This window comes from Candidatus Cryosericum terrychapinii, from assembly GCF_003570925.1.
GTDB classification, from domain to species: domain Bacteria; phylum Caldisericota; class Caldisericia; order Cryosericales; family Cryosericaceae; genus Cryosericum; species Cryosericum terrychapinii.
On the sequence record NZ_QXIS01000033.1, the window covers coordinates 15534 to 36288 of the forward strand.

Annotated in this window: 16 protein-coding genes; 3 read left to right on the forward strand and 13 right to left on the reverse strand. The window is 55.5% G+C overall.

What is annotated here, in order from left to right; genetic code table 11:
• Nucleotides 1–7 precede the first annotated feature (7 nt).
• The 8 genes from SMC7_RS05770 to SMC7_RS07550 all read right to left on the reverse strand — a co-directional run bounded on the left by SMC7_RS05770 (nt 8) and on the right by SMC7_RS07550 (nt 8104).
• Nucleotides 8–286, reverse strand: a complete 279-nt coding sequence (locus SMC7_RS05770) for a hypothetical protein (protein WP_119089405.1) — start codon at nt 284–286, stop codon at nt 8–10.
• A gap of 10 nt (nt 287–296) precedes the next feature.
• Nucleotides 297–884, reverse strand: a complete 588-nt coding sequence (lexA, locus tag SMC7_RS05775; RefSeq protein WP_165845180.1) for a transcriptional repressor LexA — start codon at nt 882–884, stop codon at nt 297–299.
• Between the two features lie 256 nt (nt 885–1140).
• Entirely contained in the window at nt 1141–2595 is a 1455-nt protein-coding gene (locus SMC7_RS05780) for a C69 family dipeptidase (protein WP_119089407.1), read from the reverse strand.
• Nucleotides 2595–3803: a MalY/PatB family protein gene (locus SMC7_RS05785; RefSeq protein ID WP_119089408.1), complete on the reverse strand. Its 1209-nt coding sequence runs from the start codon at nt 3801–3803 to the stop codon at nt 2595–2597. The genes SMC7_RS05780 and SMC7_RS05785 overlap by 1 nt, the downstream gene beginning before the upstream one ends.
• Before the next feature lie 240 nt (nt 3804–4043).
• Nucleotides 4044–4622, reverse strand: a complete 579-nt coding sequence (locus SMC7_RS05790; protein ID WP_119089409.1) for a hypothetical protein — start codon at nt 4620–4622, stop codon at nt 4044–4046.
• Nucleotides 4623–4638: 16 nt separating this feature from the next.
• Entirely contained in the window at nt 4639–6126 is a 1488-nt protein-coding gene (locus tag SMC7_RS05795; RefSeq protein ID WP_165845181.1) for an MFS transporter, read from the reverse strand.
• A 117-nt stretch (nt 6127–6243) separates the two neighbouring features.
• Nucleotides 6244–6894, reverse strand: a complete 651-nt coding sequence (locus SMC7_RS05800) for a rhomboid family intramembrane serine protease (protein ID WP_119089411.1) — start codon at nt 6892–6894, stop codon at nt 6244–6246.
• 154 nt (nt 6895–7048) lie between these two features.
• Entirely contained in the window at nt 7049–8104 is a 1056-nt protein-coding gene (locus tag SMC7_RS07550; protein ID WP_119089412.1) for a bifunctional transcriptional activator/DNA repair enzyme AdaA, read from the reverse strand.
• A gap of 511 nt (nt 8105–8615) precedes the next feature.
• On the opposite strand from SMC7_RS07550, the gene SMC7_RS07555 reads away from it, so the two are divergent.
• Nucleotides 8616–8738, forward strand: a complete 123-nt coding sequence (locus SMC7_RS07555) for a hypothetical protein (RefSeq protein WP_279386263.1) — start codon at nt 8616–8618, stop codon at nt 8736–8738.
• Nucleotides 8739–9154: 416 nt separating this feature from the next.
• Nucleotides 9155–10072: a diacylglycerol/lipid kinase family protein gene (locus SMC7_RS05815; RefSeq protein ID WP_165845182.1), complete on the forward strand. Its 918-nt coding sequence runs from the start codon at nt 9155–9157 to the stop codon at nt 10070–10072.
• 6 nt (nt 10073–10078) lie between these two features.
• Here the strand turns inward: SMC7_RS05815 and SMC7_RS05820 are convergent, their stop codons facing one another.
• On the reverse strand, nt 10079–11998 hold the full coding sequence (locus SMC7_RS05820; RefSeq protein ID WP_119089415.1) for an ABC transporter ATP-binding protein: 1920 nt from the start codon (nt 11996–11998) through the stop codon (nt 10079–10081).
• Nucleotides 11999–13119: 1121 nt separating this feature from the next.
• Between SMC7_RS05820 and SMC7_RS05825 the strand changes: the two genes are divergently transcribed.
• The gene (locus SMC7_RS05825; RefSeq protein ID WP_165845183.1) at nt 13120–14814 is read left to right on the forward strand and encodes an InlB B-repeat-containing protein; all 1695 of its coding nucleotides are present in this window, start codon (nt 13120–13122) and stop codon (nt 14812–14814) included.
• A 444-nt stretch (nt 14815–15258) separates the two neighbouring features.
• Here SMC7_RS05825 and SMC7_RS05835 read toward each other — a convergent pair whose 3' ends face one another.
• From SMC7_RS05835 to SMC7_RS05850, 4 genes are all read right to left on the reverse strand, one after another.
• Nucleotides 15259–15453: a hypothetical protein gene (locus SMC7_RS05835; RefSeq protein WP_126850740.1), complete on the reverse strand. Its 195-nt coding sequence runs from the start codon at nt 15451–15453 to the stop codon at nt 15259–15261.
• A gap of 88 nt (nt 15454–15541) precedes the next feature.
• Nucleotides 15542–18124, reverse strand: a complete 2583-nt coding sequence (locus tag SMC7_RS05840; protein WP_119089419.1) for an MASE1 domain-containing protein — start codon at nt 18122–18124, stop codon at nt 15542–15544.
• A 674-nt stretch (nt 18125–18798) separates the two neighbouring features.
• A complete protein-coding gene (locus tag SMC7_RS05845; protein ID WP_165845184.1) occupies nt 18799–19122 on the reverse strand; it encodes a recombinase family protein in 324 nt (107 codons plus the stop codon).
• Nucleotides 19123–20066: 944 nt separating this feature from the next.
• Nucleotides 20067–20744 (reverse strand): PspA/IM30 family protein, encoded by a 678-nt coding sequence (locus SMC7_RS05850; RefSeq protein WP_119089421.1) that lies wholly within the window; start codon nt 20742–20744, stop codon nt 20067–20069.
• Nucleotides 20745–20755: the final 11 nt, after the last annotated feature.

Below are 20755 nucleotides of genomic sequence, written 5' to 3' on the forward strand. Positions count from 1 at the left end.
GTCTCTGTCAATCCATCAGCCGGACCATATACCAGTGTCGATGGACGTTGTCTCTCGCGACAGTTGCTATCATCTTGTCGTCGCTCATGATTGTGTAGTAGGTTGCATCCTCCGTATGGTCGGAGGTAAACCGTCCACTGGCCCACATCTTGAGGACACGGTCTACATGTTTGACCTCGCCACGGAAAACGAAGGCGGCAAGACGGCCGTCTCGTTCCTCGACGTAAAGCAACGGCAGCTTGTCAGGCAGGGTTGGTGAGACCTTGAAACCAGATGTGGAATTCATGTATTCCTCCTCAGGACAGATGCTCGCGGACAAGGCCAACAACCTTGCCAATAATACTGACGTCGCTGGTGACAGGAATAGGACGGTACGCGGGGTTGGCCGGCATGAGAAAGATACCGTCATCTCCCTCGCGCAGCTTCTTAACGGTCGCCTCGTCTCCAAACAGTGCTACAACGATGTCGCCATTGTCTGCGGTCTGCTGTTTGTGAACGACGACGATATCCCCGGGTACGATGTGTTCGTCGATCATTGAGTCTCCTTTGACCTTGAGGCCAAAGTAATCGGCAGTTGAGAGCGTCGGTGGGGTGACAAAGATCCACTTCTCGATGTTCTCCTCGGCCAGGATGGGGGTACCGGCCGCGACAGTGCCCAGCACCGGTATCATCAGCGATGGGGTAGCCGGCGTACCCTTGATGAGGTCCGGCTGAGGGAGGTACCCTTTGCGTTCGAGTGTCTTGACGTATACGACGACCGAGTTGAGGGAATTAAATCCAAAGTGGCGCCGTACATCCTCCAAGCTGGGACGGAACCCTGTCTGGCGTGCGCGTGCCTCGATGAATTCCAGAACAGCTTGCTGTTTGCTGGTCAGTTCTTCCATCATCCACCTCCACTGTACTGTAGATACTACATATGTAGTGTATACACTATGCTATAAAAATGCAATAGGTAGGCGAAAGCAAATGATCAGGATGAGAAATGTATGCAACAACGCCGGGCACGTGATGTGCCCGGCGTTGTCATCAACTGACAGGACGTTTGCAGAGGGCTACAGGTAGCGGTTGTACCTCCCTGCGGCACCCTCCAAGTCCAGGCTGATGAAGCACTTCATGATGACTTCCCTCCTACGAGAGCTGTCACTCCCTGAATGGGGTCCGCTCGGAGTTCGTCTGCCACTGCCGAAGCAGCTCTCTGCAGATACTCAGTGCTTCCATGCCCAGCCCTTCTCCGCATGCCGTGAGCAGTCTGGCGATGGTTTCGCGCGAGGTGTCTGTGTCCACACGCATGTTCTGAAGGAACTTGTCCACTGCCATGGCCTGTTTTTCCAGTGGCAGGACGGCCGTCTGGACTTCGGCGATGCGCTTGGCATAGTCGCTGTCGACCGCGGTCACAAAGAGACGGAACGTCCAGAATGCGGAGCTCATGTCGAGATAGTCGGGGTCTCCCGCGGTGTAGGGGTCCGGGTATCCAGGAGCAATTTCCATCATAGCCAGTGGATACCACGGCGTGTAGGGAAGCTCGTCGGGAATCCCGGAGGCTCGCCAGATAGTCACGGACTGTGGCCCAAGGGTATGGCTTCTCAGTTCGGTTACAGAGGATTCCTGTGTGGTCCAGACCGAAATCGGGCGCATGGTGGTCTGAGCCACGTTTTTGTGGAAGCTGCCACTCATTTCCAGAGCCTGCCGGGTAGACTGCCCGTGGGGTGCGACGCAACGCAGGCACGCCATGATATCATCAAGGGACACGAGGTGCTGTGGTGCGCATGAAAACGGCATGTTGTCCAGCGGAAACTCTTGTCCGGTGAGCAGGAAGAGCCCGGTTTGCTGCCGGCTGGTGCTTAATGGAGAAGCATTGATCTGGGGCGGTCCGTAGGCCCTCTTAAAATCGAAAGGTTCTGCCTCTGTGGGACCGTACCACTCGCGCTGTATGGCATGGGTCTCCAGATCCGCCGACGCCAGGAACCGGTCTGTGTTTGCCAAGTCGACCTGACGGGAGATGAAATAGTTTGGCAGGACGATAACCGCATCGTCGGGAACGCGTTCCGCCAGCCATGCGTGACCCCCGGGTATCTGAAGGACCCACGCCTCATGCTGGTCCGCGATCGTGATGATACGAGCATCGCAGTAGCCAAATGCTTCAATAAGTCGGCCAGCCAGCAGGACGCCCTCACGGGCGGAGTGGGCCTGTTCGGCGACCAGTTGTGGCAGGAAGTGACCGATGCCGCCCCGTTCCAGCTCAGGCTGCTCTTCACGTGTGCCTGCGGCACTGTCGCAGCATATGCTGACTCCCTCGCTGTTGAGAAAGCTGTCTGCGAAGTCCTGTCCGACCAGCTCTGTCCAGTCGTAGGCCAGGGTGTCCTCAGGAACAGGAAGTTCCAGAGAGGTGTGTGGCTCGCGGTACAGCAGCGTTCCGTCTCTCAACCGCGTAGCAGCAGGATGTTCACCGGCCTTGACGATGTGGTGACGCACGACCAGTCGGTTCGCGTCATCTTCATTGTGACCGACGACAATGCAACCCGACTGCGATGCAGACCGGCCGACGACAATCGTCGTGCAGTCCAGTTCATCGCCTTCAGGTCCAGACAGGCGCATCAACACTGCTCCAGTGTCCGCAGGGCATCGGCGATACGGGTCAGTCCCTCCTGCACCGTCGAGCGTGGGCAGGCGATGTTCATGCGCGCGAAACCTTCGCCGCCGGGACCAAAGACGTAACCCTCGTCCAGACCGACTCTGGCCTTCTCGCGCAGGAAGTCCGAAAGCTGATGGACGTCCATGCCAAGCGCTCGGAAGTCCAGCCACATAAGATACGTTCCCTCAATGGGCATGACCTTGACCTGTGGCATGTGGTCCTGTACAAACAGGCGGACATACATTACGTTGCCTCCTATGTAGTGCAGCACCTGGGTGAGCCAGTCGTCGCCCTCCCGGAACGAGGCTTCCAGGGCAGTGTACCCGAATGGTGTGACACTGCCCGCGGCTCCGTTGATGCGGTGTTGCATCGCTGCGCGCATCTTGGGGTTGGGAACAATGGTGAAGCTGGTGGCCAGACCCGCAAGATTGAACGTCTTTGACGGTGCCATGCACACGATGCTGTTCTGCTCCAGCTCGGGGCTCAGAGAGGCAAACGGGACGTGGCGCGAACCATTCAGTAGCAGTTCGCAGTGTATTTCGTCGGAAACGACGATCGCATCGTTGGCCAGGGCGATCTCCCCGACAGCCATCAGCTCGTCCCGTGACCAGACACGGCCTACGGGATTGTGTGGGCTGCACAGGATGATCATCTTCGTGCGTGAGGGGCACGTCGACATGCCGGATGTCCGTGGCTGGAAGACGTCTTTCAACCCATCGAGATCCATCACGTACCCGTGGCCGTCCCACTGCAGTTGGTTGTTGGCGACTTGACAGCCATTCTCACGGACGGTAGACCAGAAAGGGAAGTAGACTGGGCTCTGAAGGACGACTTCGTCCCCCGGGCTCGTGAACGTACGTACCGCAGCATGCAGAGCAGGCATGACGCCAGGGGTGAACAGCAGCCACTCAGGATCGACCTTCCACTGGTAGTTGCACCACAGGCGCTGCGTAATGGCCTCCAGGACCGACGGACTTGCACATGAGTAGCCGTAGCACTCGTGCTGGGCACGCCGTATCAGTGCTTCAGTGACCGGTTTTGGTATCGGGAAGTCCATGTCTGCCACCCACATCGGCAAGACGTCCTCACTCCCAAAGACGGTACAGCTCTGATCCCACTTGACGCAACCCGTGTTGTGTCGTTCAATCCCGCGTTCGAAGTCATAGTTCATTTTCCTCTCCTTTTTCCGGTATGCCGCCATCACATCGACGTGTCTGACAGGGGCGACCGTGCCTGCAGGCAATCCATGCAAGTATACCAGCTTTTTTGGCTGGGTGTCACCGTCGGGAAGTTTGGACGTGGCACAGCCCGCTGGACTCTGTGTCGGTCTGTGTAACGACGTTGGCATGTTCGATGACATGAAGGCGTGCGGGTCGACGCCGAAGGAGTTCGATCCCGCAGGAATCCGGAGTTAGAAGCGCAGCAAGCCCGTGACCGCGAAAGCGGTCAGGGTAGAAACTATCGTGATACCGGCGCCCGTGCAAAGCTGCCCCAGTGTGTGCTCCTTGATATTGATCTTGGCTATGGCGACGAGGACGAGCAGGAGGTATGAAATTGCACCTGGCCAACCATACCTGATGGTGATGGCCGTTGCAGGGCCTGATACGCCGGCTGCGTGACCAGAAGCTTTGTAGCGCAGAAGGTTGATGATCACGAGACCGACGACCGTGAACATGTAAGACAGCATCAGCGCCAGGAAGAGACGTGCTTGGCGGAAGAAGACAACCATGACGATGGTTCCGATCATGTAGCCCACGATGCTCAGGACGAAGGCCACCTTGCGTTCACCTTTATAATCGCCAGGGTGGCGCACCATGTGGAACCATGCACTCAGCGGGATGAGGCCGATGCACACGACTCCCGTGAGGCATGCTCCAAGGTTCCGATTCGGTCTGTCCATGAGAAAGAAAAAGACAAACGTCAGAACAGCGACGACAGGTGCGTCCAGGAGGTACGTCCACAAGCGCATTCGTTTTGTTCGGCTCAGCATGATGGCACTCCTTTCTTCACCTCAGACCGTGTTCGGCCAAGTACTTCCTCTCCTTCTCTCGGTGCACGACGGTGAGATGGGTCTTGATCTTTTCCCAGCTGGGACCATCAAGGGGATACCAGCGGAGGATGACTGCGCAGGCGAGCAGAAGCAGGGTAGGCACGAGGAACCATGCTCGCACGATGCCGGCTTCAGCCGAGGCGCTCTGCATGCCCTTTGCCAATGACTGGTCATAGCCTGCTCGTGACAGGAACCCCAGGAAGGTGGCTTGTGCAAGGCTCATGGCAGGCTTGGTGACGAAACTGTTGACACCAGCATACGTGCCCTCGCGCCGCAGCCCTGTTGTATATTCGTCCGCGTCGATGACATCACCATTCATCAGTGGAATGAGGTACATGCCACCGGCAAAGCCCACGCCGATCAACAGAAAGGCGACCATCATCGGAATGAGCTGGTGAGGGGACAGGAGACCGACGATGCACCCGATGCCGAACATGGAAGCGAATACGCGCACGCAGCGTTTGACACCCCAGGCATCACGACGGTTGAGGAATAGCACCAGGCCCAGGACTGCCCCGACAAAGAGCGAGCCAAGAGTGAGGGCGGCCCCCGTGCTCTTTGCGACGCCCATGCTCACCTCGTCATAGTAGTAGTAGATGCCCTGCATGAGCTGGTTCTGGACATAAATGACGGTGAAACTGATGGACTCGAACACGACAAATGACTTGTTGCGGAAGCAGGCACCCAGAGACTTCCAGAAGTTGAACTGTTCCTCTTCCTGCTGGAAGTGGTTCTCCTTGTAGAAGAAGGTGCTGGTATAGATGACCGCTGCCATGAGGATGCCAAGACCGATCATGATGAGTCGGTACGGTGTGGCATCCTGGCCGGGTCCCGGCTGGATGAGTCCAATTGCGATGGGAAAGGCAGTGGAAATGAGGCTGAAGCCGATCTTCCAGATGAAAATGCTGCTTCGTGCCTTGTTGGAGACTGCCATTTCATACGGCATGATGTAGACAGCAGTTGCAATAGCCGTATAGAAGGCATCAAACAGGAACATGCCGATTAGCATCTGGATGAACAATGCCGTCTGATTGCCCTTGAACCCAGGCAGGACTATCCAGAAGACTGCAAAGGCGACTGCGTACAGGGGTGCCCCATACCGGATGTAGGGAATACGGCGCCCAAGTCTGCTCCTGGTCCGGTCGCTGATGTACCCGAACAGTGGGTCGTTGCAGGCGTTCCAGATTCCGAAGAGCAGCCACACGATGGAGGCAAGGCGTGGGGCCAGTCCCATGATGCGCGTGAAGTAGTAGGTCAGTGCTGCGCCTTCGGCGATCGAACAGAGGATAGCGGTGGCGCCGTCAGCCGCTGACACCCAGATGCGGCTGTGGACTGGGACAGACTCTTCGTGAAGCATTTCCCCCGATACAGGTCCTGGAACTTCTCCAGCGCTTTGTATGCTTGCGCTCTCGAGCCCCAGTTGGTTATTCCTCTTGTTTTCCATATCGGCGCCTCCGCTTGTGGGTTCCATCAGACCCCAGGATACGGCTATTATAGCAGCCTAACGGTTTGTGTTACCGGCAAGCACGGGACTTGGCAGAAAAAACGACCAGATGTCAAATCAGCCTGTCGCCTGTGTCCCGCGGCTCCCACGAAACAGGAAGGTCAACACGAACCCTGCGATAAATCCTCCGATGTGTGCCATGTAAGCTACCCCACCCGTGTCTGCTGTTCCGGCAATCGAACCGACACCGCTGAAAAACTGGAGGGCGATCCAGAGGCCAATGACTATCAGCGCGGGTACTTGAACCACTTGTTGGCCCTGCAATACTCTGATCTTTCCCTGTGGAAACAGCAAAACGTAGCCAGCGAGCACACCAGCGATCGCTCCGGAGGCTCCCAGATTCGGTACCTTTGATCCGACGCTGAACGCCAACTGCGCAAAAGTCGCGGCAAGCCCACAGAGCAGGTAGAAGATCGCGAACTTCATGTGCCCGAAACGATCTTCGACATTGTCGCCGAAGATCCATAGGTAAAGCATGTTGCCTCCCAAATGAACCCAGCCGGCATGCATGAACATAGAAGTGAAGAGGGTCAAGAAATCAGCGCCGGGGTTGGCGAGGAAGCGGCTGGGAACGAAAGCCCACTTCATGATAAAGGCGTCACCGCCACTCAGCTCCACCAGGAAGAACAGGACGTTCAGAGCGATCAGGGCATACGTGACCAGCGGAACAGTTCTGCGAGAGGAATTATCGTCACCGATTGGGAACATGAGATTTGCCTCCTTGTTACTCTGGTTGGATTTGTCAAAGCTTCCGTCAAGATGAGTCTAGCATTTTTCTAGGAAAGTGATCTACTCGCGATCAGCCACCCATGAAGTGCAGCAGAGAAAGGTTGGTGCATGCTGTGTTAGCTGCGCAGAGGTCTTATCTTGGCCCATGACTGGATTCGAGATTCAACAGGTATTGCTTGCGCCACAACCCACCACCATAGCCGGTGAGGTTACCATCTGCCCCAATGACTCTGTGACACGGAATGATGATGGCTATTCGATTATCGCCATTCGCTCTTGCAACTGCCCGGACCGCATTGGGAAGACCTATGGTTTCGGCCTGTTCTTTGTAAGAACGCGTTGAACCGTACGGTATCGTCTGCAATGCGGTCCATACTCTTTGCTGAAATGGTGTTCCTGGCAGCACCAGGGGAACATCAAATTCTCTTCTCTTTCCAGAAAAATACTCTTCTAATTGACTGCTCAACCTGTCAAAGTGTTTGCAGAAACCAGGAACACATTCGGCGTTCAACAACTTGCTCAATCTCTCCAATTGGGTCTCCAGCATTCTTCTGTCAACAAATTCCAATAGGCAGATTCCATCATCGGTAGCCCCTGCCAGCATTGGCCCTAAAGGGGTCAAGATCCTTGTTGTCGCAATGAGTTGACTCTCCTGGCTCTTGCTCGGAGAAAAGCCGGTCGTTTTCTTGAACGAGTCTGCAAAACCACTCAACGATTCATAACCAGACTCAAGAGCTGCCCCGGTAACGCTTTCTCCATGCTTGATTCTTCCAAACGCTTGCCCGATCCTCAAGGCACGCAAATATGCCTGGAAAGTCATTTCATGATGTCTCTTGAACCAGTAACTAACGCGGCTGGGATCTAAACCCCTTGCCCGCAAGTCACTATCCCTTAGTCTGATCAATGGATCATCATTGATTTCAGCCAACAGTGGTTTAAGCCAGTCAGGAGCAGCCCCATTATATTCCAGGGGAGTACAGACTTTACATGGCCTATAGCCAGCCAAGAGCGCGTCATGCGCCGAAGCAAAAAACTCGACGTTTGCTCGCTTTGGTTTTCGCGCAGTGCAGGTGGAACGGCAAAATATTCCCGTGGTTTTGACTCCAACCACGAATATCCCCTCGAAATTGCTGTCTCTGTTGACCAACGCCGAATACAATATTTCGCTGTCGGGTAATGAGTGATTCATGGATTCACCTTTCCTCTTCTCAAATGTTGTAGCTTGGACCATTTTGATCCACGGCCATTATGCAACTATTTGAAAGTACCGACAACCGACAACCGAACAATCATTTCTGGGGGTTCGCGGATATACTGAACGCAACCGTTAGACAGCCAATCACCCCTTGCACGATCTACTTGTTAGCACTTTCGACCGCTAGACTTGAGTCCTATCTTCGCCAACAGATCAGGCCGATCTTCCAGCGGGCACAACGATGTCGCTGAACTGCGCTGTTCCTTTTTCGTCCGAAAGACACCAGTAGTCTGTCTTCCTTCATCTCCGTTTTCTCATGAGTTTACGAGGCCAGTTCATCTCCAGTTCAGATGAGTCGATGCGGGACCGGCAGTATTCTGTGATCCTTCACGTACATTTTCAGACGAGTCGACGGAGCCAGCTCACGTGCATTCTAGATGGATCGATGCGAGTTTGCATTTCCTGCTATTCATCTATGATTCTTGAAGGAGGTGGAGAAACTATTATGGAGACAGGTAAAGAAGCAAGGGTCGAATTCAAGAAGGTAGTAAAGAAAGAAGTCAAGAAAGTTGACAGAGAAGTCAAAAAGGCCGGAAAAGAAGTTAAGAAAGCTGGAAAGAAGTTGTAAAGAAGGTTCCTGCGAAGAAAGCAGCGAAACAGTAATTCAAAGAGAAGATACTTAGAAGAGGAATGGCACTTTTGCGCCATTCCTCTTTTTTGTCTAGAAAGATTGAATACACCTTCCCCAGGGGGATTCCTCTCATTCTCTCCTTGGAAGAACATTGTTGTAAGTGTCGAAAGAGTAAAATTGACACAGTAGTAAGATAAGGTCAAAATAGAAAACACAATGGATATATCCAAAGTGACTGATTATCTATACGCGGGCTCCAGAGTCGACAAGGAACATGCCGATGAATTGAAGGTATTCAGTTTTGATCTGATTACTCCCATCTCGACCAAGAAACTGCTGGTGGGGGTTGAAGCAGTCTTTCCCATTATTCAAATCAAAGCGTTTGAAAAATGTCTGCAGACAAGGTAGTTGCTATGGAAAAGAAGATAAAGAAAATCCGCATCATCATTAACCCCGCCGCCGGAACGGGAGGATCAATTCTGCCCGTTTTCAATCTGTCCATGAAAGAAGCTGGCACTAAGTGGGAAGCATCGATCACGCACCAGGCGGGCGACGCGATCAAGTTTGCCAAGGCCGCCGTCAAAGAAGGAGTGGATGCCCTCGCCGTCTACGGCGGGGACGGCACACTCATGGAGGCAATCAGCGGTCTGATGGGATCAGATATCCCTTTGGCCATTCTGCCGGGAGGATCGGCAAATGTCATGGCCGAGGAACTTGGCATCCCCAAAGATCTTAAGGCAGCCTGCGCGCTCATGACTCAAGTTCCGCTGACAGTGAAAACCATAGATGTGGGGCAGTTTGGTGACCGCTATTTCATTCTAGGAATAGCCCTTGGTTTTGGAGCGGAGATGATTAAGGGTGCGGACCGTGAGACCAAGAACAGGATTGGAATCTTTGCCTACTTTCTTTCAGCGGCCACGGCACTGAAGAAAACCAAGAAAGCCGTCTACCATCTGAAAATCGATGGGCAAAAGCACGAAGTTCAAGGCTTGACTTGTATTATTGCGAATGTAGGGAATCTCGGGTTCAGTAACATATCTTACGACAAGCACATAAATGTCAGCGATGGGCTCTTGGACGTTGTTGTCGTACGAAAGGCGAATCTCAGTCTGTTCAAGCTTCTGGCCGTCACCTTACTCAAACGGGAGCGTCCGGACAATTTGGAACTGGTGGAGCACTGGCAAGGCAAAGAGATCAGCGTTTCCTCAAGCCCCAGACAAACGGTTCAATGTGATGGCGAAGTATTGAAAGAAATGCCTCTTCATATCAAGATCATTCCACAGGCGATCAAGGTTTTGGTTCCTAAGAAGAAGGATAACGTCATCGAATAGACGTCTTTACTGAGTGCCTTTTCGGAACTGCGTCTGATAGAGGCTGGCATACAGCCCGCCTTGCGCCAGCAAAGTGGCGTGATTGCCGCTCTCCACAATTCTCCCTCGATCGATGACCAGAATCAGGTCCGCAGCCAGGATGGTGCTTAGCCGGTGGGCTATGACAATGCTAGTGCGTTGTGCCATCACAAAGCCAAGTGCATCCTGAATCAGAGCTTCAGATTCACTATCCAGGCTGCTGGTAGCTTCATCCAGCACCAGAATGCGTGGATTCTTGAGGATCACACGCGCCAGCGCAATCCGCTGCTTCTCGCCGCCGCTCAAGCGATAACCGCGCTCGCCGACGATCGTATCGTACCCTTCTGGGAGCGCATGGATGAATTCGTGAATATTGGCCACCCGGCAGGCCGTTTCGAGTTCTTCCTGGCTGGCATTCAACCGGGCATATTGCAGGTTGGTGCGGATAGTATCGTGAAACAGATACGTTTCCTGGGTGACCATGCCGATTTGCGCCGAGAGTGATTCGAGCGTCAAGTCACGCAGATCGTGACCATCAATGCGAATGATCCCGACAGTTGGGTCATACAGACGGGGGATGAGATACGTGAGGGTCGTTTTACCCGCGCCGCTCGGACCCACTAGTGCTACAAGCTGCCCGGGCGCAGCCCTGAAATTGACGTTTTCCAACGCAGTACTACGCGCTTGGCTGCGCGGGGCAGTTTCCTCGTCCTCAGCGCTTGTCCGTGCCCCCGAGAGAACCGCAGTGACGTTATCCATACTGCCATAGCGGCGGACATCACTGAGTAGGTTTTCGTCACCGGCTTCGTAGTTGAACGAGACATTGTCAAAAATAATCTCACCCTGGATGTTTTGGAGCACAACCGCATCCGGTTTTTCAGCGATATCGACAGGCAGGTCAATCACTTCGAACACGCGCTCAAAGCTGACCATCGAGGTGGCAAACTCCACAGGCGCATTTGAAAGCCCTTGCAGCGCACCATACAGGTTGCCCAGATACGCCCCAAAGGCCACAATTGTTCCGACGGTGAAAGCACCCTTGATGACAAAATAGCCACCCAGCCCATATACCAAGGCGGTGCCCACCGCACTGATCAGACCGATGATTGTTATGAAGATCGATCCAGTAGATGTTCGTTGCACCCCTAGGTCGCGCACCTGCGCTGCCCGTTGGCCAAAACGGGCAACTTCCAACTGCTGGCGACCAAACAGCTTTACAAGCAGTGCACCGCCAATATTGAGCGTCTCGTTCATCATGGCGTTCATCTGCGCGTTGGCTTCCATCTGTCTGCGGGCCATGTCGCGCAGGCGGGTGCCCAACAGGCGCGCCGCTAAGATGAACAAAGGCAGAATCGCCACACTGATCAATGTCAACCGCCATTCGAGTGTCAGCATGATCGTCAATACCGCCGCTGCCTGGATGATCTGGGTGACAATATCGACAACAGTACTGCTGATAGCATCTTGCGCCCCCAGCACATCGTTGTTCAGGCGGCTCATTAACTCGCCAACTTTGGTGTTGGTGAAGAAGCGCAGCGACATGCGTTGCAGATTGGCATACAACCCCAGGCGCAAATCATAGATCAAGCCCTCGCCAACACGCGAGTTTATGCGCCGCTGGTTCACCTTGATTACACCACTCAAAGCTGGGATCAGAAGTAGTGCCATAGCCAGTAGTATCAACCGGCTAACGTTCCCAGCCGGGATGGTGTTGTCAATCAAGTCACGCAAGACGAGCGGTGTCAGCAGCATCAAACCCGTGTTTGCCAGGACCAGCAGTAGCGTACCGCCGATCAGCCAGCGGTAGGGTTTGGCGTAGTGCAGCACCCGCTTGAGCAGTTGCCAGGTAATCTTCGGTTTTTCATCAGGAGCATTGATCATGCCCCGCATACCACTGTGAAATGCCATTGCATAACCTCGTCGGTCTGAAGTCTTTGTTCTGATGATTATCCCACCCTTTGATGGGGTGTCTAGTCTGTGGGACGGGTCCCGTCCTCCCAGGCATCATTACTTGTGACTTCTGGCGACAGAATGACGCATCGGAGGCAAGCATGAGAAGGGATGCTGTAGAGTGCTCCGTGACGTGAGCTCCGAGGCCATGGACAGACTTGAATCAGCCACATAGTGGCATCACGCTCAGAGGCCAACGAGCCTGAAAGGCTCTCCGGCGCCACGACCGGGCGAGGAGAGTCGGTGAGGTCTGAAGGAGGTAATGAAAATGTAGTATTGACGCAGTGGTGGAGATAGGGGGCGAACAGGCACTGGGGCAACCCATCCATGACGCTACCAAGCAAGCTGGTCTTGGAGGCGGTTCTCAGTGCCGGTGACTGTTTTCGGTGAGCGTGGCGTTTCCATTATGGGCGCTCAGGTCTCGTCTAGGGGTAGGATCAGACGAAGGTGATCCCGATTGATATGCGGTCCGGAAGTGGACCACTCGTAGGATGCCGTGGCACCGTGGTAGCTCCCGAGGCCATTCACCCTGAGCAGAACGCTTGACCGTTGTCAGGCGCGCGGGTATGATAGTATCGTGAGCAAAAGAAAGAGCCCGAAGTAGGCCTGTACTATGAAACAACCCGTCCGTTTTGTCTTGACGTTGGTTCTGTGCCTCATTCTGAGTCTTTCGGGTGTACTGGCTGGTACCCCTGCTGCATGGGCAGCAGATACCGGGACCTGGACACAACTGCCGCTGTACGAACGCCGACTTCTGTGTCTTGCCATCGACTCGCTCACCCCGTCCACCTTGTATGCCGGTACTGGTGGTAGTGGCGTCTTCTGCTCCACCGATAGTGGCACCACTTGGACCGCAGTGAATACCGGACTCACCGATCCGTGGATCTGGTCCCTTGCCGTTAACCCCCTCACCCCGACCACCCTGTACGCAGGGACCGATGGTCACGGTGTCTTCCGCTCCACGAACAGCGGCACTACCTGGACCGCAGTGAATACCGGACTCACCAATCCGCATGTCAGCTCCCTTGCCATCCATNNGTGGCGTCTTCCGCTCCACGAACGGCGGCACTACCTGGACGATGGCAAACACCGGGCTTACCAATCCGTGGATCTGGTCCCTTGCCGTTAACCCCCTCACCCCATCCACCCTGTATGCTGGTACCGTAGGTGGTGTCTTCCGCTCCACGAACGACGGCACCACCTGGATCGCGGTGAATACTGGACTCACCGATCTGTGGGTTCTCTCTCTTGCCATCAATCCCCTCACTCCCTCCACCTTGTTTGCCGGTACTGCTGGCAGTGGCGTCTTCCGATCTACCAATAACGGCACCACCTGGACCGCTGTGAATACTGGACTCACCGATCCGTGGATCTGGTCCCTTGCTATCAATCCCCTCACTCCCTCCATCCTGTACACCGGTACTGGTGGTAGTGGCGTCTTCCGGTATGAAGCTATGTCTTCCTATGCGCTCACGACTACTACGTGGCCGTCTGCCGGCGGCTCGATCGAGAGGTCTCCCGATGTTCTGTCGTATGCTGCTGGCACGGTCGTCACCCTCACCGCCATCCCTGCCGCCGGCTACACCTTCACTGGCTGGTCCGGTGACCTCAGCGACACCGCGAACCCCACGACCGTCAGGATGGATGTCAACAAGACCATCACCGCTATCTTCGACATCGACACATACACCCTCACGGTCAACGTGTCCGGTTCCGGGTCAGTCGCCAAGTTCCCGGACCAGGCTACCTACAGCCATGGCACTTCAGTACAACTGATCGCCACTCCTGACGCCGGATGGGCGTTCACTGGATGGACTGAAGATCTCACAACTGTCACGAACCCGGTAACTCTCATTGTGAGCCGCACGCAGTCCATTGTCGCGCAGTTCGAGCTAGTGGCTCCCTCCTTGACATCATCGCTGCGCATCGTTGTCGTTGGAGAGGGGTCCGTCGTACGTTCCCCTGAGCGTGACCTGTTCGACCCGATTGAGACCGTTGAACTTCGAGCGGTCCCAGCCACGGGCTGGACATTCACCGAGTGGACAGGGGATCTAAGTGGTACCATCCCAATGGCACGACTTCCCATGACCAGTTCCAAGGTGGTTGTTGCGGCCTTTGAACAGCTTCCCGAAGAGAAAATATGGAACGTCGCCATCAGTAGTGGAACAAATGGAAAGGTCGCTCCCACGGGGACACAGACGGTGAAGGATGGGGGCATCCTGCGCATCGAGATTCAGCCGAATGCCGGGTATCAGATCGACAAGCTCTTGGTTGATAGCGTATCAGTGTCCTTGTCATCGACTGCAGCCCAGTCCTACAACCTGGGGCCTGTTACAACAAACCGTCAGGTGCAGTGCAGCTTCGTGGCAGTTCCAGTCGTTCCGAAGAGCCGTGTGGTTCGTCTCTCCATCGGATCGACGTGGCTGACGGTGGATGGGCAGCAGACTGGGCTGGACGCCGCCCCCGTGATCCAGAACAACAGAACGCTCCTTCCCATCCGCGCGATCGTGGAAGCGTTTGGCGGAACCATCGAGTGGCATGCAGAACTGCGCGTCGTTACCATGTACCTGAACGGTCACGAAGTCAGTCTCCAGATTGGAAACGGACAGGGATACGTCAACGGTGTGCAGACAGCGATTGACGTATCCGACTCGAAGGTCGTTCCAATCATCATATCCGGGAGGACGTTGCTGCCGCTCCGGTTCGTCGCGGAAAACCTTGGACTTCAGGTGGAGTGGAATCCTGCCACGCGAACCGTAACGGTGCAGGGCTGATGTGTCGCCCTCACTGAGGAAATCTACGAGTTCCGCGATGACTGGTCGGCAGGGATTCCGAGTAGGCGGGACTCCCGTCTAGTATGTGGTGGTACCACCCCAACGGTGTTGGCTGGCCGGCACCGGGGTATGTCAGGGCTCAGGGTACTTGTGACAGGATGCTTGGATGCACGGGGTCTCCAGACATGTTGTCATCTCAGGTGAGCCTCTTGATGAACTCCCCCGCGGACAGAATCTCGAATGGCCGGAAAGGCATCAACTGGCATGTCCGCTGCAGATCGACGCCAGATGTGGCAAGAAGATCTGCGACCACGCTGAGAACACAGTACTGCCGATCGTATGAGTCTCCATTTGCCCAGAGCGTGCCATTCTTGAAGTGCCTTGAAGTGTGTGCATACGAGTACGCCACGTAAGCAGAAGCGAACGAGTGGGGGTTGTTCTTCTTTAGATGAGCTCGAGTCCTTGATGATACCCGACGCGGTTACTCCCAGGATCGAGCGAGACCTGAATTTCGCCCCAACCCTCTTCAAGAACCTGAACGTCTGAATCGGCCCAGAGGAGCGTTTGTTTTGGGTCCTCTGTGATGAAGATGCCAACCACGGGGCTCGTCAACGGGCAGAGGGGCAGGGGCTGAACCATGCGGCCCCTGCCTTGTATGTGTGAGTAGTTCAGTGCAGAATCTGGCGCAAGGCGAAGCATGGGAGCAGACTCCACGTCGGCAGCCTGCTCAACCTCTGTGGAGCAGCTGTTGTATCTTTTTCAGCAGCTGGTCCAGCTCGTACGGCTTGCCCAGGAACCCTTGGACACTGCTCTCTGCGAGCATCTGCTTGACGGTGTCGTTGGAGGTGTACCCGGAGTTCAGCAGGATGGGGACTGTGGGGTCCAGGGTCCGGATGGCGTGCACGATTTCGCCGCTGGTCATGCCCGGCATGGTCATGTCGAGCAGGACGAGGTCGATGTCCGTCGGGTGATCCAGTAGGACCTTTAAGGCTGATGCTCCGTCCGGTGCTGTCAAGACCGTATATCCGCTCCTGCTCAGGAGAGCTTGTGCGACCGCGAGCACGACCGGCTCATCCTCGACCACCAGGAGCGTTCCCCCACGTACGTCCACAGAGAGGGGGCTGGGAGTGAAAGACTGTGTGGGTTCTTCCAGGCATCGTGGCAGGTAGATATCGAAGGTCGCCCCCGAACATATTTGTTCAATGCCCCCGAGGATGTTCTTCCCATCCAGGGGGTGCTTCTGAGGGGTGTTCTTTCCGGCACCATCGGTGGATACTGCCGTGATCCAACCGCCGGCCTGCTTGACGGCACCGTAGACGACGGAAAGTCCTAGCCCCGTTCCGGACCCCACCGGTTTCGTCGTATAGAAGGGTTCAAAGAGATGCTGCATGACCTCCGAAGACATTCCAGGACCTGTATCGGTGACGCTGAGATGGACGAACTCACCCGCGCGCGCAAGAAGATGGTCCTGGACATATTCTTGTCCCACGACTTCGTTTCTGGCCCTGATGGTCAGTGTCCCCTTGCCCTTCATGGCGTCGCGTGCGTTCACTGCAAGGTTGAGCAGGATCTGCGTCATCTGTGACTGGTCCAGCAGGACGTTCCAGACTGTCTGCTCATAGTCGCGGACGATCTCCAGGGTAGCCGGCAGCGACTGCTTCAGGATGTCCAGTGTCGTGTCGATGGCCTCTGCCATGTCGAGGGGCACGGCTGTCACCACTGCCTTGCGGCTGAAGGTGAGTAGGCCCTTTGCCAGGTCGGCGGCCTGGTGGGCGGCGGCCTCCACCGCATTCAGGTTGGCAACCAGCGGGTCGGATGCCGGCAGGTCGCTCCGCATGATGGCCGTGTTGCCCAGGATGCCCGTCAGCAGGTTGTTGAAGTCGTGCGCTACCCCACCTGCCAGCTGGCCGATGGCGTCCATCTTCTGCGATTGCTGCAACTGCGCCTGCAAGGCCACCGTCTCTTCTTCGGCGCGCTTGCGGTTGGTGATGTCACGTACGACCGAGACACAGCCGATGATGGTACGCTGGGCATCCCGCACAGGCGAGGCGTTGACCAGGCGATACCGCAACTCACCACTGAGCGGGAGTCGGACGATCTCTTCCTGGTCAGTGACGGTTTCTCCCTCAAGGGCCCGCAGAGGAGGAGCCTCTTGGACGGGTCGCGGGCTGCCGTCGGGGCGGAACACTTCAAGGCTCTCTGCGAATTGTTGAATATCGGTGTTGATCGCGCTTTTCAGAGAGAACGTCTCGCAGGCTGCAGGGTTCGCCAACGTGAAATGCGCGGTCGTGTCAGCAAACCAAACCTCGTCCGACATGCTGTCGAGCAAGCGGTCCTGCATGTCTTTGTCCGCTTGCACCTGCCTCAGCAGGGACCGGATATCCTCTTCCGCCCGCTTGCGCTCAGTGACAACTGCGCCCACAAGCAAGCCAACGATACAATTGACGATCATCAGCAGTTGTAGTTCGCCCAAGTGTGCGAGGTCGAGTCGAAAAAACCACATCGCTAGCATCACCCCGAAATTCAACACTACGATTCCGGTGGTGACTCCCTTGAAGCCGTGATCGAGGGCAATCCAGATGAGCGGCAAGGTAATAAGATACATGGGCCGAAACTCATCCAGGCCGCGCGCGCCAAAGACCCAGTAGAACATAAACGCGATGGTGAACGCTTGTCCAATGACAGAGAGCGTTGGACGCGGAAATGACCAGCGGGCGGGGGACCTGACCGGCTGTGCTTCCGCAAACTGTTTCAGCCGGGGCATCGCATGGATAAGCAGAAAGGGTGTGATGGTCAGGACGCCGACCGTCTCACCAATCCACCAGATGAAAATCGCGCGCAGGACTTCATTGCGCGGCATATCACTGCTCAAGGCGGAACTCGAAACGGAAAGTACGGCAAGAAGCGCTGAAACAAATACAGCCGTGACAATCAACCAGGTCACGTCGCGCGATTTTCGCAGCTGCCAATCGAAGCGAATTCGGTGGCGCAGGAACGCGGTGGCAACGCCATAAATCGAAGATATAATGAGCGCCCACAATAGAAGCAGGTAGGGGGGTTGAGGCATGTGATAGATGAATACACTGCTAATGAGTAAGGTGATCGTCACAGCGGGTGTGAATCCCTCCCCGAACACCAACAGCAGGGCGTAAGTTAGCCCAGCGGGCGGATACCAGGCGACAATCCCACGGAGTTCTTCAAACTGACGTGAAATAAGGTCGAGAATGATGAACGCGCACAAGTATGCGACAACAATCAACGCAGTGCGCAATAGCGGGCGCGGGTTGCGGCGCGCAAACATGGCGGTCATCCCCGCTTCTCCGCAACCATTTTCAGAAACTCCTTCACGTCAATCGGTTTGGTCAGGCAGGCGTTCTCCCCAGCTGCCAGCAGGACGATCTTGGAATTCATGATGCGCCTTTCAGGGTGAAATAGAATGTCGTACCCTGTCCCACCCGCGCGTTGGGCCAGACGCGCCCGCCGTGGTGGCGGACCTCGGTAATGCCCCTGGCCGTGCCAGCGACTGTGCTTGTGCATATTCTCTGCATTCGCAGCTCCTGAAGTTTCCTTGACTTCGTCGAGTAGCGGTTTGCTTGCCACACGCGCAAAAAATGCGGAGTCCGTACGATTCTGCTCTCAGGATAGTCGTGGCACGGATTGGGTCAAGTGCTCGCATCCACTCACCGAGAATGGACGTGGACTGTCTCTGCAACCTCATGAGAATAGATATGTGAAAGATGACAGAACACCCCTCGTCCTTTGGACCAGGGAGGAGCAGAGGGAACGGAGCTCACGTTGGTCAAGGACCAGGAGTGTCCACTACCTGGACGTGTGCGTTATGGCCCGACCTGCTGGTATGCCCATTCCAGGATCGCGTCGCCTTTCAGCTCGACGATCGTATCAAAGTCAGCACGGACACGCCGTTCCATAGTAGGAGAAGAATCCCTCACAAAATGGGCTTCTTGGTTTCCGAGGTGCCCGGCGTCAACTCAGGATCGCTTCCTGCCGGCCTTTCGTTTCAGTCTTCGCATAAGCATAACGCCCGCGGTACAGGCTCCGGTATTCGAGGATCCTGGATACCTGCTTCGGCTGCAACTGCATCCCTCGCCAAGTCGTGCTTTCCTTGTTCAACGCGTCCGCAATCTCGTGCAGGGTCCATCGCTGGCCTCTCAAGGCGAACACCTTCTTGACGATCTCGACCTGGCGTTCGTCGACGACAAGCTGGTGACCATAAGAGGCATAGCCGAATTGCGGCAGTCCTCCAGAGTATCCTCCTGTCTTGACCTTCTCTCGTCTTCCGCCACTCATGCGCGAGTTGATCCTCGACCGCTCAAATTCAGAGAATGCGCCCATCACCGAACGAATGAGCCTCGCGGTGTCTTGCTCCTATTCTCCCATAGGCTCCGCGACCGAGATCACCTGCATGCCGAGCTTCTGCAATTCGTCCGTGGTCATCAGCTGGAGACGTTCACCGGCTGCTGCGGAGCCATGTGCGCGATGGCATGGCTGTTGCAGCGCCAGTATAGGCTCAGTCACGGGAAGGGGGCACAGAGATTCTCACCGATCCCGACCTGCACAAGGCGATGCTGCTGATGCGTGCGGCATGCATCTCTTGCGACCGCCTGCATCCCGACGACGATTGGGAGTTCCCTGAGTACATGAAAGAGCCGGTGCCGTGACAGGGCACTGAACTTCGCATAACGGTACTGTTGATGACCCTGTCGAAGGACAAAGGTGTCAGGTGGTGGCAATTGTCGGGGATATTGCGAAGAAGTACCATGCTCTAGAGTGAGTCCCAGAGGGGCTCGAGACTACGTGTGGAGATAGGGGGATGAACCACGCTGCCGAACACCCTCGACGACGTCTGAGAGTGCGGTCGTGGACGCCTTTGCAGATGTGTTGTTGAAGGTTCAGTCGCTCAGTGGTCGCCAGAGGCGGACACGCGCGTTGCTCGTGAACACCGAGGTTATGAGGTCGTCGCAGGTATCCCCGTTGTCTCTGGAATCGGCTTGGACGGCACGGCAGAGGTGATATTCCTCGCGCGAGGAAGACAGTGGTGGAAGTACGGAAAGTCTGAATTATGGCAAGACAGAACCCACAGGGTTAGCAGCCACAGATGAACTGCCTGCCCTGCGGGCCAACGCGCAATAATCTATGTGAAGTTCCAAGGCTAGGATAGGCGCAAATTCGTGCTTAGACGTGTACTGTCACTCGGTCTCCGCAAGAAACCATTTTCTCCGTGGGGAGGGTACTTACAGCCCTAGTTCGACCTTCATTTTGTTCAATTCCTCATCTACCGAGGCGGTGCCCTTCGTGGCGTACTTTTCTTCCAATGCTTTTGCTGCGTCAATCGGCTTCATATTCAGGTCAGCCATAGCGTTTGCCTCGTCCAGCATCTTGTTCGCCTTGTCCTCCATGCGGCCAAAAGCGTTCATTGCACCTTCGGTTCTTCCTATGGCCGTGGTGGCCTCATTCAGCGTCTCTTGGGTTTTTGCCACGGTAACCTTGGCCTTGATCATCTCGCGGCGGGATTTCAGGGCGTCAATATCAGACGCGAGTTTATCGTGCATCTGACGCATCTTTACTGCGTTCTCATGGGCTGCTGCATAGGCCGTCATAAGACCCGCGCCGACGTTTTCAAGCTCCTGTTTCTTGGCGATGAACACACGGGCATCGCCTTCGTTTCCAGCCACCAGGGCCTTCTTGGCAAAGTCCGCATACTTAGCAGCCTCTGCCTGATTCTCATCTACCAGACGCTTCGTACGCGTCTCTTCGGCCATAACCCCGGCAGTACTACGCTTGACCTCCGCCAGATCCTCCATCATATCGCGCAAGGACTGGTCGATCATCTTGGACGGATCTTCCATCTTGTCTATCAGTGCGTTGATGTTTGCCTTGATAATGTCGTTAAACCTGTCCAGAATAGCCATTGTCTTGCCTC